Source organism: Paenibacillus sp. J22FR21, from assembly GCF_056269135.1.
Genome location: NZ_JBWDNJ010000001.1, coordinates 360,364 through 372,757 on the forward strand (window position 1 = coordinate 360,364; position 12,394 = coordinate 372,757).

At 51.7% G+C, this 12,394-nt stretch carries 13 protein-coding genes and 1 riboswitch; all 13 genes read left to right on the top strand.

Features of this window, described 5'->3' with window-relative positions; translation table 11 throughout:
• Positions 1-3 precede the first annotated feature (3 nt).
• The 13 genes from AC0YNS_RS01720 to AC0YNS_RS01780 all read left to right on the top strand — a co-directional run bounded on the left by AC0YNS_RS01720 (position 4) and on the right by AC0YNS_RS01780 (position 11,800).
• Complete coding sequence (locus tag AC0YNS_RS01720; RefSeq protein WP_475779340.1) at positions 4-1,179, top strand: phosphopentomutase; 1,176 nt, start codon at positions 4-6, stop codon at positions 1,177-1,179.
• A 48-nt stretch (positions 1,180-1,227) separates the two neighbouring features.
• Positions 1,228-2,052, top strand: a complete 825-nt coding sequence (locus AC0YNS_RS01725; RefSeq protein WP_475779341.1) for a purine-nucleoside phosphorylase — start codon at positions 1,228-1,230, stop codon at positions 2,050-2,052.
• A gap of 112 nt (positions 2,053-2,164) precedes the next feature.
• Positions 2,165-2,338 (top strand): aspartyl-phosphate phosphatase Spo0E family protein, encoded by a 174-nt coding sequence (locus tag AC0YNS_RS01730; protein ID WP_090976832.1) that lies wholly within the window; start codon positions 2,165-2,167, stop codon positions 2,336-2,338.
• A gap of 48 nt (positions 2,339-2,386) precedes the next feature.
• Complete coding sequence (locus tag AC0YNS_RS01735) at positions 2,387-3,715, top strand: pyrimidine-nucleoside phosphorylase (protein ID WP_475779342.1); 1,329 nt, start codon at positions 2,387-2,389, stop codon at positions 3,713-3,715.
• A gap of 196 nt (positions 3,716-3,911) precedes the next feature.
• Positions 3,912-5,102 (top strand): D-alanyl-D-alanine carboxypeptidase family protein, encoded by a 1,191-nt coding sequence (locus AC0YNS_RS01740; protein ID WP_475779343.1) that lies wholly within the window; start codon positions 3,912-3,914, stop codon positions 5,100-5,102.
• A 209-nt stretch (positions 5,103-5,311) separates the two neighbouring features.
• Positions 5,312-5,665: an anti-sigma F factor antagonist gene (gene spoIIAA / locus AC0YNS_RS01745; protein ID WP_090976827.1), complete on the top strand. Its 354-nt coding sequence runs from the start codon at positions 5,312-5,314 to the stop codon at positions 5,663-5,665.
• Positions 5,662-6,108, top strand: coding sequence for an anti-sigma F factor (gene spoIIAB, locus AC0YNS_RS01750; RefSeq protein WP_475779344.1), 447 nt, complete (start codon positions 5,662-5,664; stop codon positions 6,106-6,108). The genes spoIIAA and spoIIAB overlap by 4 nt, the downstream gene beginning before the upstream one ends.
• Before the next feature lie 20 nt (positions 6,109-6,128).
• Complete coding sequence (gene sigF / locus AC0YNS_RS01755; protein WP_475779345.1) at positions 6,129-6,884, top strand: RNA polymerase sporulation sigma factor SigF; 756 nt, start codon at positions 6,129-6,131, stop codon at positions 6,882-6,884.
• Between the two features lie 128 nt (positions 6,885-7,012).
• Positions 7,013-7,687, top strand: coding sequence for a stage V sporulation protein AA (locus AC0YNS_RS01760; RefSeq protein ID WP_475779346.1), 675 nt, complete (start codon positions 7,013-7,015; stop codon positions 7,685-7,687).
• Positions 7,680-8,123, top strand: a complete 444-nt coding sequence (locus AC0YNS_RS01765) for a stage V sporulation protein AB (protein ID WP_475779347.1) — start codon at positions 7,680-7,682, stop codon at positions 8,121-8,123. Before AC0YNS_RS01760 ends, AC0YNS_RS01765 begins: the two co-directional genes overlap by 8 nt.
• 30 nt (positions 8,124-8,153) lie before the next feature.
• A complete protein-coding gene (locus AC0YNS_RS01770) occupies positions 8,154-9,878 on the top strand; it encodes a spore germination protein (protein WP_475779348.1) in 1,725 nt (574 codons plus the stop codon).
• Positions 9,879-10,010: 132 nt separating this feature from the next.
• A complete protein-coding gene (gene lysA, locus AC0YNS_RS01775) occupies positions 10,011-11,342 on the top strand; it encodes a diaminopimelate decarboxylase (RefSeq protein ID WP_090976816.1) in 1,332 nt (443 codons plus the stop codon).
• Between the two features lie 26 nt (positions 11,343-11,368).
• Positions 11,369-11,800 (top strand): peptidylprolyl isomerase, encoded by a 432-nt coding sequence (locus AC0YNS_RS01780; RefSeq protein ID WP_475779349.1) that lies wholly within the window; start codon positions 11,369-11,371, stop codon positions 11,798-11,800.
• A gap of 307 nt (positions 11,801-12,107) precedes the next feature.
• Positions 12,108-12,310, top strand: a riboswitch (FMN riboswitch).
• Positions 12,311-12,394: the final 84 nt, after the last annotated feature.

A 12,394-nucleotide genomic window follows, 5' to 3' on the forward strand; every position in this document is an offset into this window, starting at 1 on the left:
GCTATGAAGTTTGACCGTATTACAGTTATCGTGCTCGACAGTGTCGGAATCGGCGAGCTTCCGGATGCACCGGCATTCGGAGATGTAGGCTCCCATACGCTGGGTCACATTTTGCAAGAGGTGCCGGCGCTTCAGATGCCCCATCTTCGCAGCTGGGGACTGGATCGAATCGCTCCCCTTGGCAGCTGGAAGACGGAAGCACATCCATTAGCCTACTATGGCAAAATGGCTGAGGTTTCCGTGGGCAAAGATACGATGACCGGCCACTGGGAAATCGCAGGCTTGAAGGTGACCGTTCCATTCCGGACGTTCCCGGACGGTTTCCCAAGCGGGCTGCTGAGTGAGTTTGAGGCTCGGACAGGCCGTGGCGTGCTTGGCAACAAATCGGCCAGCGGCACGGACATTATGGATGAGCTGGGCGAAGAGCAGTTGAACACTGGCAAATGGATCGTCTATACGAGCGCGGACAGCGTCTTCCAAATTGCAGCGAACGAAGACATTATTCCACTGGAGGAGCTGTACCGAGCCTGCGAAATCGCACGTGAACTCACGCTGGACGAGCGATATGCCGTTGGTCGTGTTATTGCAAGGCCTTTCGTGGGCAAGCCGGGATCCTTCAAACGAACAACGAATCGGCATGATTACGCGGTGAAGCCGCCGGCGCCTACCGTACTGAATGCGCTGAAGGATGGCGGATTCGATGTCATAGCCGTTGGCAAGATCGATGATATATTCGTCAGCGAAGGCATTACGGAGGCCCTTCATACGAAGAGCAACGAGGATGGCGTCAATAAGACGATCGTCGCGCTCGATAAGCCGTTTAAAGGAATGCTCTTCACGAATCTGGTCGATTTCGATTCACTATATGGCCATCGTCGCGACCCGCAAGGATACGCCGGTGCGCTTGAAGCGTTCGACCGCAGCGTGCCGGAGCTGACGAAGCGGCTTGGGGAGCGGGATTTGCTCATCGTGACCGCAGATCATGGCAATGATCCGACCTATTCCGGTACCGACCATACGAGAGAGTATGTCCCCTTGCTGGTATACGGTCCGGCATTGAAGAGGCCGGGGTCGCTTGGCATTCGTTCTACCTTCGCTGACATCGCAGCCACCATTGCCGACAATTTCGGTGTGACGCGTCCTGATCATGGTGTGTCATTTTTGAATGAGTTAAACTAGATTACGCAACACCTGCAAGCCGACAACAACTATAGGAGGTTCATCAACTTGAACACACTCAATGCATCCCATATTCAAGAAGCGGCAGCATACATTAATGCCAAAATTTCCATCAAACCCGAGGTTGGCCTTATCATGGGTTCAGGTCTTGGTATCCTTGGCGATTACATCGAAGATGCTGTCGTCATTCCTTATCATGAAATCCCGCATTTTCCGATCTCGACAGTAGAAGGTCATGCAGGCGAGCTGATGATCGGGAAGCTTTGCAGTCGTCCGGTTGTCCTCATGCGTGGACGTTTCCACCTGTATGAAGGCTATGGTCCTGATCTGACAGCTTTCCCCGTTCGCGTAATGAAAGCAATCGGCGCTTCGAAGCTCGTTGTTACCAATGCCGCAGGCGGCGTTAACACGAACTACAATCCGGGCGATCTTATGCTCATCAGCGATCACATTAACTTCCAAGGACACAACCCGCTAGTCGGACCTAATGACAAGGAGCTTGGCGTTCGTTTCCCGGATATGTCCCAGCCTTACAGCAAACGTTTGCGCGAGTTGGCCAGAGACGTGGCGTTAGATCAAGGGTTCTCTCTTCAAGAGGGTGTGTACATTGCGGTGCTTGGACCCTCTTACGAGACGCCTGCAGAAATTCGCATGATGCGTATATTAGGAGCAGATGCTGTCGGCATGTCGACGGTATCCGAGGTTATTGCGGCAAGTCATTCCGGCATTGAAGTGCTCGGTATCTCCTGTATCAGCAATATGGCTTCGGGTATTTTGGACCAGCCGCTTTCGCATAATGAAGTCATGGAAACGACGGAACGTGTAAAATCCAGGTTCCTCGGCCTAGTAAACGGCATTATTCCACTGATGTAGGCTGTAACAAAAATGTAACAATGGCCTCGACTGATTATGACATTCTTTGTCCGCTTGTCGTCGTATAATGTCCGTGACAGATAGTACACAATAAAGCGGGGAATTGATTTCCATGGACAATCACAGTTATCAACGATTGGAACGACTGCGAGGACAATTGGTGGCGGCTGCAATGCGGAAGGAAACGTTTCTTCACCGTGATGTGATTCAGCTAAGCCAAACGCTTGACCAATTGATCGTCAAAGTCCAGGCAGAGAAATGTAAATCGTCGAGTGCCCAAAGATGAACCTAAGCAAGTGACGTACATGGTTAATACATAAGGAGGCTCATCCGCTTGCGAGCAGTCGATATCATTCAAAAAAAACGAAATGGCGGAGTGCTGTCTAAGGACGAGCTGTCATTTCTTATAAAAGGCTATAGCCAAGGCGACATCCCGGATTATCAGCTATCCGCCTGGGCTATGGCTGTTTTTTTTCGCGGTATGAACGCGGAAGAAACGGCTAACTTGACGATGGCCATGGCTGAATCGGGCGATCAAGTCGATCTGTCTCCGATTCGCGGCATTAAAGTAGACAAACACAGCACAGGCGGTGTTGGTGATAAAACAAGTCTGATTATCGGCCCTCTCGTTGCTTCATGCGGCGTTCCGGTGGCAAAGATGTCAGGTCGCGGACTTGGGCACACAGGCGGTACGATTGACAAAATGGAAGCGATGGCAGGGTTCCGTACGGAGTTGACGAGCGAGGAATTTATCGCGCAAATGAACGATATCGGTCTTGCGATTGTCGGGCAGAGCGGGAATATGACGCCCGCTGACAAGAAGCTCTATGCGCTGCGAGACGTAACGGCAACAGTCGAGTCCATACCGCTTATTGCGAGCTCGGTTATGAGCAAGAAGATCGCAGCCGGTGCAGACGCAATCGTGCTCGATGTGAAAACCGGCAGCGGCGCCTTCATGAAGACGCTGGAGGATTCCGAAGAATTAGCCAAAGCGATGGTAGCGATCGGAACAGAGGTCGGCAGAAAGACGGCGGCATTGATCAGCGATATGGATCAGCCGCTTGGTTATGCGATCGGAAATGCGCTTGAAGTACAGGAAGCCATTGATACGCTGCACGGCAGAGGGCCAGAGGATTTGACTGCCCTATGTTTGGCGCTCAGCTCGCATATGGTTGTGCTTGGCGGACAAGCGAGCAATTTGGCGGAGGCGGAGTCGATGCTGTGCGATCGCCTGTCTTCCGGTGCAGCGCTGGAGAAGTTTAAGGTCTTCGTAGCCGCACAGGGCGGTAATCCGCAGGTGGCTGAAGATCGGTCATTGCTGCCGCAGGCGCCGCTCGTGATTGAAGTGCCGGCTGAGCAGGATGGTTATGTGAAGGCGATTCAAGCAGAAGAGCTTGGACTTGCTGCGATGCTGCTTGGTGCAGGTCGCGCTACGAAAGAATCGGTCATCGATTATGCAGTTGGCGTTGTGATGCAGCGCAAAGTCGGCGACAAGGTGAAGCAAGGCGATGCGCTTGCATTGCTTCACGTACGTGAGGATAACGCGTCTGTCCGCGAGGTCGTCAAACGCGTACAGCAAGCGTATTCGTTCAGTAGTGAGCAGGTAGCACCATCGCCGCTTCTGCTGTCCGTTGTGACAGAGCAGGGCGTGCAGCGGTTGTAATTAGGAGCAAGTCGGAAGTCCAAAGCGGCTATTCGGGGTTTTATCCCGAGCAGCCGCTTTTTTTGCGTAGATCATTTTGATTTTCACTCTATGAAATGGAATATTTTGCTGTTCACTCGTCCACACTAGGAAGGAGATATTAGCCGATTTGCGGCCATAGCTATGCCGCGGGCATCATTCAGGAGGAGAACAACCTATGATTAGCAAATGGAAGAAATTGTTCGCCATCAGTTTAACGGCGATATTCGTTCTATCGGCACCTGCCGCAGCCTTAGCCAAAGAAGGAGCAGCGCCGAATGCGGCACCTGCCGCCGCAGCGGATCTGGCACCGTCTGCCCGCTCCGCCATTCTTATGGACGCAGACAGCGGGACGATTATTTATGAGAAGAACAGCCATGCTGCTTTGCCGCCAGCCAGCATCACGAAGGTCATGACGATGCTGCTCATCATGGAGTCGCTGGACGAAGGCCGTATCAAGCTGACTGAAAAAGTTTCCACGAGTGATTATGCCGCTTCTATGGGAGGCTCGCAAATTTTCCTGGAGCCGGGCGAGCAAATGAGTGTCGATGAGATGCTGAAGGGCATCGCGCTTGCATCAGGCAATGATGCTTCTGTGGCCATGGCTGAGAAAATCGCCGGCACGGAAGCCGCTTTTGTCGACATGATGAATAAGCGCGCCGCTGAGCTGGGACTGAAGAATACCCATTTTAACAATTGTAACGGGCTTCCTGCCACTGACCATTACTCATCGGCCCATGATATTGCGGTGATGTCGAGAGAGCTGCTGAAGCATTCCGAGATTACGAAATATACAGGGTTGTATCAGGATTACTTGCGTAAATCCAGCGAGAAACCGTTCTGGCTGGTCAACACCAATAAGCTCGTCCGTTTCTATACAGGAGCGGATGGCCTCAAAACCGGGTTTACCAGCGAAGCGAAATTCTGCTTAACTGCTACTGCCCGTCGTGACAATCTGCGTGTAATCGCAGTCGTTATGGGAGAGCCGAATACGAAAACGCGCAATGCGGAAGTTTCCCAAATGTTCGACTTCTCGTTCGCGCAATATATGAACCATACGATCTTCCAGAAAGGCGACGCGATGGGAGTTGTACCTGTCGAGAAAGGCGTAATGCCGGAATTGAAACTGACGGCGAAACATTCCTATAGCGTGCTCCTGAAGAAAGGCAGCTCGGTGAAGGATATCCGTTACCAGCTGCAGCTTAATCCGCTCAAGGCGCCTGTGACCATCAACGACCCTATTGGAAAGCTGATCGTATTCCAAGGCGACCAGGTGCTGACAGAGTTCGCTGTGGATTCTCCTGCTACAGTGGAGCGGGCCGGCTGGTGGACGTTGTTTAAACGGTCTTGCGGCAGTTTATTTAAATGATTTTGTCGTATGCAGACTGTGCCCCAGCGCGGTATTTGTCTGCTTCTAGCGCTCTGCTTCTAGTTTTGTCGGGGGGCAGGAAATGAAAGCTGAAGCGTAGAATTGCTTGTTCAACACTAACTTATCCATCGACGCTTGTCTCACAGTGGCAGGTGGATAGCTTGTGCTCCGCAATAGCAGGGCAATAATCGTTAGGAGTGAACAACAGTATGAGCCTTCAGATTGAATTGGAGCATTATCGAAATGTACTGATCGTTAGACTGCGGGGCGAGCTTGATCACCATACCGCGGATGTTGTCCGGTTCAAAATGGAAGAAGCGATTCTGCATGGCAACAGCGCCCATATCATTCTCAGCCTGAAGGATCTGCAGTTCATGGACAGCTCAGGACTTGGCGTTATTCTCGGCCGGTATAAGCAGCTCAAGGCCAGAGGCGGCAAGATGGTCGTTTGCGACGTGAATCAGAGCGTCTATCGACTGTTCGAGCTGTCGGGATTGTTCAAAATATTGCCGATTCACGAGAACGAGCGGCTCGCGCTCACAAGTTTGGAGGTCGTTTCATGAACGGAAGAAATGAGATGACACTGTCGTTCTCCGCACGTTCGGAGAATGAAGCGTTCGCGCGTGTTGCGGTTGCGGCTTTCGTATCTCAACTGGACCCGACAATGGAAGAACTGAATGATCTGAAGACGGCTATCTCCGAAGCGGTAACCAATGCGATTATTCACGGCTATGACGGCGATCCAAACGGTGTCGTTACGATCGAAGGCTTCATTGACGGAGATGTCGTTAAGCTTACCGTCCATGACAAGGGCCGAGGCATTGAGGATCTGGACCTTGCGCGCCAGCCTCTATATACCTCCAAACCGGAAATGGAGCGCTCCGGAATGGGCTTTACGATCATGGAGAACTTCATGGATGGCTTCGATGTGTACAGCGAGCCGGGCAACGGAACGTCGATCGCGATGACAAAGCGCATTGAATCGAAAAAAGCGCTTTTTAATTAGGCGCATAGGGGTTGGACCGCATGGATGTCGATATGAAACAAACGGCGCAGCCTTATTTGGATGACTCCGAGGTCAAGCGGCTTATTGCGCTTAGTCAATCGGGAGACACGCTCGCGCGCGATACGCTCGTGCAATGCAACATCCGGCTCGTATGGTCCGTAGTTCAGCGTTTTATGGGGCGTGGCTATGAACCGGAAGATTTGTTCCAGATCGGCTGCATCGGCTTGCTCAAATCGGTCGATAAGTTCGATCTCTCCTATGAGGTGAAATTTTCTACCTATGCGGTGCCGATGATTATCGGCGAAATTCAGCGCTTCCTTCGGGATGACGGCACATTAAAGGTTAGCCGCTCGTTGAAAGAGACGGCCAATAAGGTGCGCAAGACCAAGGATGAGCTGTCTAAGGTGCTGGGTCGTCTTCCCACGATTAAGGAAGTGGCGGAACGGCTCGGGATCACGCCGGAGGATGTCGTCTTCGCACAGGAAGCGAATAAGCCGCCAACGTCTATTCACGAGACGGTATTCGAGAACGACGGTGATCCCATTACGCTGATGGATCAGATTGCTGACGAATCCCAAGAGCGATGGTTCGATAAGCTGGCGCTGAACGAAGCGATCGGCGGTTTGTCGGAGCGGGAGCGGCTCATCGTATTTCTCAGATACTATCGAGACCAAACCCAGTCGGAGGTCGCCGCGAGGCTCGGTATCTCGCAGGTGCAGGTATCCCGGCTGGAGAAAAAAATATTGCAGTTGATTCGCAATCAAATTGCGCAATGAACGCTGCTGACTAAAGTCAAATTGTCCAATAGGGCAATTTGGCTTTTTTTGCTGTGTTTGTTCCGATTATCCTGCCCCTCCTTTAATCATACTAACAAGGAAATTCGGACTGGAAAGGGGGTGCCGGCATGAACGCTGACATGCAGCCCAACTTGTATTTGCGCCTACGCAAGCGGATTGGCATACGTCCGGGCGAGCACGTGACGCTGGGTCATGCCGCCCGCTTATTCTCAAGCGATGCTGAGCTGGAAGGCAGGCTTACGTCGCTCGTTCTTCACCGTCATTCAAGGAAGGACGGCAACCGCGTCGTCATTGATCTGCTCCAAATCGTCAAGCTGATCCGAGAAGCAGAACCAGGAACTCTGGTTGATTCGTATGGGGATCCGCAGGTGCTGGTAATCGTCGCAGACGCGCCGAGAAAGCCTCGTTATGTCATTCTCATCGTCACTTGGCTGCTGCTGTTCTTTGGCTCCGGTTTGGCGATTATGAATTTTCATACGGACGTCAGTATGAAGGAAGTCCATTCCCGCATCACGGAGATGGTAACAGGTACGAAATCGGAGCATCCGCTGTGGTTCCAAGTGCCTTACTCCTTTGGAATTGGCATCGGGATGATGGTGTTCTTCAATCATCTGTTTCGCAAACGATTCAATGAAGAGCCTAATCCGCTCGAGGTTGAGCTCTATATGTATGAGGAGAATGTTAACGCATACGTCATAGCCGATGAAATGCGCAAGAAAAGCGAATCCGGTGAGGGCAGCTCTGCTTCAAAGCAGCCGGGAGCGGGGATTGACGATGGCTAGTGCAGCAGCGAATCTATTTGTCGCTATACTCGGTTTTGCTGGAGGACTTGGGGTAGGAAGTGCGCTTGTCGCATTGCTGATTGTTCTGGATGTGATCCCTAGGCTTGCTCAGCTGGCTTATGCGTACCGGAAATCCATTTGGTTCGAAACAGCTGTCGTTTGCGGCGCCGTATTCTGGTCGCTTGCCGACTTCCTCGATTGGCGGATGATGCTGCCGAGGTCAGGGACATTGGTTGTTATCGGCAGTTTTGACGGCATATTTGTTGGGATGCTCGGTGCCGCACTGACAGAAGTTATGAATGTGATTCCGATTTTGGCCAAACGAATGAGATTAAGCCGCTACATGGTTAGTTTGGTCATGGCCATGTTGCTTGGCAAAGTAACCGGATCCTTATTTGATTGGCTCGTATTTCAATGGATCGACGATGCATCGTAATACCGATTGGAAGGGAAGGAAGGGTTTGATATGAGTGGACGCGATACTGGCGACAATGAAGAGCAAACAGGCTCTGGATTTAAGAAGCCCGTTCATGTTTTCTGGTATGACAACGAGGGTAAGTTGAAAGATAATGACGGGGAGAAGGAGGCGAGCGCGGATTCCCGTGCCGATACTGATCAGCATGAGGATGATAGTGGCATCCAGTTCTCGGAGCCTCCGTTTGCGGAAGAAGATCAACCGATTATCAGCCATTACAAACGGCCGAAGTCACAGACCGAGACACCTAAAGTCCCGATCCCTCTGAAGATGGATGATTTCTTGCAGCAGCTGGAGGATGAGGTTGGCTTCAAAATGAGTTTCGATATTGTGGTTCGCGAAATGACCTTTGCAAACAAGAGGACCGCATTCTTCTTCATCAACGGCTTTGCGAAGGATACGGTGCTGACTGAAATTATTAAACGGTTGACCTACTTGGAATCGGAGGATCTCTCCACGGATGTCCTTCATGATTTCCTCGATCTCTATGTGTCGGCCGTACAAGTAGCGCAGGAGAATGACTGGGAATTGATGTTGAACAATGTACTCGCAGGCGGAACTGCGATGTACATCGAAGGTCAATCCACCGTACTGCTCATTGATGCCAAAGCCTTTCCGGCTCGGAATCCCGAGGAGCCATCGCTAGAGCGTGTCGTTCGCGGTGCACGGGACGGGTTCGTCGAGACGATGCTCGTAAACGTGACGCTTGTCCGCCGGCGGCTGCGGGATAAGAAGCTGCGCTATGAGATTATGCGAGTCGGGGAACGGACGCAGACGGATGTTTGCATCGCGTACATCGACGATATCGTTGATAAAGAGATGCTTAGCGCCATCAAGAAGAAAATCCAACAAATCAAGCTCGACGGCTTACCGCTTGCAGACAAGCAGCTTGAGGAAGCCACGGTGAAGCGGGGCTGGAACCCATTCCCGCTCGTACGATATTCGGAGCGCCCGGATACGGTAGCTGTCCATCTGATGGAAGGGCATATCGCGTTATTCGTGGATACGACGCCGAGTGTCATGATTTTGCCGACGACGTTCTTTGATCTGACGCAGCATGCGGAAGAAAATCGGCAAACGCCGTTTATCGGCACCTATTTGCGCTGGGTCCGTTTCTTCGGCATTGCAGCCTCTTTGTTCCTGCTTCCCTTGTGGTTTCTGTTCACGCTCAAGCCGGAGCTGAAGCCGCCGGCGCTGGATTTCATCGGGGCGCAGAAGCCTGGAAAACTGCCGATGGTCGCGCAATTCCTGCTTGCAGAGGTCGGGGTCGATTTGATGCGGATGGCATCCATCCATACGCCGACTCCGCTTGCTACTGCGATGTCGTTGATCGCGGCTATCTTGATCGGCGATATCGCGGTCAAGACGGGATTGTTCGTCAACGAGGTCGTGTTGTATATGGCGATTGCCTCGATCGGAATGTTCGCGACGCCAAGCTATGAGCTGGGCCTTGCCAACCGAATCATCAGGCTGCTTCTTATCGTCGCAGTGGCGATTTTCAAGGTGCCTGGATTTATGGTCGCTACGACGGTCACCTTCATTATGCTGGTCCTGAGCCGCTCCTTTAACAGACCCTATATGTGGCCGCTTATCCCGTTTGACCCGAAAGGTTTGCTGAGCATTCTTATCCGCGTGCCGGTGCTGTCGAACCGGACAAGGCCGAATTTGCTGAAGCCGCAGCAGCGGGATCGGATGCCTACAGGCAAGCATCGCTGAGCGCTTTTGCAAAAAATGCAAATGAAATGTGGATTTATCCATTTCGGCCATTGACCGAATACGCTATACTGATGTTAAATGGTGCAAACATAATCATTGGGAATTTCATGGGAGAAAACGGAGGAGAACTATATGTACTTACACGGTACTAGCAAAATCAATGCACAAGGCCACCTGGAAATCGGCGGCTGCGATACGGCTGATTTGGCCGCGCAATTCGGAACACCCCTATATATTGTCGACGAGGCGCTCGTTCGTCAGAGAGCACGTGAGTATGTGGAGTCTTTCCGCGCTTCAGGTCTTAAATTCCAAGTAGCTTACGCCAGTAAAGCATTCAGCGTAATGGCTATGTGCACGATCGCTGAGCAAGAAGGTCTGTCGCTGGACGTTGTTTCCGACGGCGAGCTGTACACAGCGATTAAAGCTGGCTTCCCGGCTGCACGCATCCACTTCCACGGCAACAACAAAACGCCTGAAGAGATCAACATGGCGCTTGATGCGAACATTGGCTGCTTCGTAGTCGATAACTTCAACGAATTGTACCTGCTTAACGCTCTGGCAGGCGACAAAGGCAAGAAAGTTAACGTATTGCTCCGTATCACGCCAGGTGTAGAAGCACATACGCATGAATATATCACGACAGGCCAAACCGATTCCAAATTCGGCTTCGACCTTGGCAATGGCACAGCTTACACAGCGATTCAAGAAGCGGCTGCACAGCCTAACCTTGAGCTGCTCGGCGTTCACTCCCACATCGGATCGCAAATTTTCGAAGTTGAAGGTTTTGCAATGGCGGTTGATAAAGTTGCCGGCTTCGCAGTGAAAGTACGTGAAGAGCTGAGCATTACGTTCCGCGTAATCAACCTTGGCGGCGGCTTCGGCATCCGTTATGTAGAAGGCGATACTCCGCTTCCGGTTTCGCAATACGTGAAAGCTATTACCGATTCCATCAAAACCAACTTCTCGGCAGCCGGCTACCCGTTTCCTGAGATTTGGGTTGAGCCCGGTCGCAGTATGGTTGGCGATGCAGGTACGACGCTGTATACGGTTGGGACAAGCAAAGATATTCCTGGCGTACGCAAGTATATTGCCGTTGACGGCGGTATGACTGACAACCCTCGCCCAGCGCTGTATGAGTCCAGATACGAAGCGGTTCTAGCCAACCGTGCTAACGATCCGCTTGAAGAAACCGTTACGGTTGCGGGCAAATGCTGCGAGAGCGGCGACAAATTGATCATCGATTTGGAGCTTCCTAAAGCCAATAGTGGCGACTTACTTGCTGTATTCTGCACAGGCGCGTACAATTATGCTATGGCGAGTAACTATAATCGCATTCGCCGCCCAGCTGTCGTCTTTGTAAAAGACGGTGCAGCTGACGTAGCTGTCAAACGGGAATCGCTTGACGATATTATCGGCAATGACGTCATTCCTGCGCGTATGCAGCAAACGTCGGCAGCTAAATAATAGGGTTTTGAGGAGGCAGCAATACAATGGCTAAACAAGCAAAGATCACAATGGAAAACGGTGCAGAGGTTCATATCGACTTGTTCGAGAAGGACGCACCGAGAACGGTAGCAAACTTTGAGAAGCTGACTAACGAAGGTTTCTACAACGGTTTGAACTTCCACCGCGTAATTCCGGGCTTCGTCGCTCAAGGCGGATGCCCGAGCGGGACAGGCACAGGCGGTCCCGGCTACCAAATCGATTGCGAAATCAATCCGAACAAACATGAGCGCGGATCGCTAGCAATGGCGCATGCCGGCCGTAACACCGGCGGCAGCCAGTTCTACATCGCTTACCAGCCGCAGCCGCACCTTGACGGCGGACATACCGTATTCGGTAAAGTGTCCAAAGGCATGGAGCATGTCGATGCTTTCAAAGGCCGCGACAAAATGAGCAAGGTTGAAATCGTAGAAGTGTAAGAAATAAAGGGGCTGTCCGATTGTCATCAGTAGATGACTGGGGCTGCCCCTTTTTTGTGTGTTTGTCTAGTAGAGGTGGTGACAACACAGAGAGGTGATCGCTGCGATTCTCGATCTCAGAGGCAAGGCGTATCCGGCAAAGTCCGGTTGAGCCACTTCAAAAGCGGAATAGCGAGCTATAATCGAGCTTCCAGGCAGATAGGATAACCGAAGCAAATGGGAGCGTTAGGCTCCTGCAAGAAGCGTGTAACGGAAACAAGTTGCATTTTCCATTGTGAAGTGGTAACATTTCAACAAAGTATTTGCGTTTTTCCTTCGGGGTCGGGTGAAAGTCCCAACCGGCGGTGATCAAAGGGCTGTGCTGCTCGTTTAACGAATGGCAGCCATAACTTTGTCAGTCCGTGACCCGGGTCACATTGTTCCAGACGCCTAGTGGCATGGAGCATGTGAAACGGTGGACCTGGTGTAAATCCGGGACCGACAGTAAAGTCTGGATGGGAGAAGGAGACAGTACGCGAATTCCATTTTTTCATTTCTCGCCAACTTTGTTCTTTTTTTCACAATGTTGCTGAGTTTGTTTGAATGTGTCTTCGA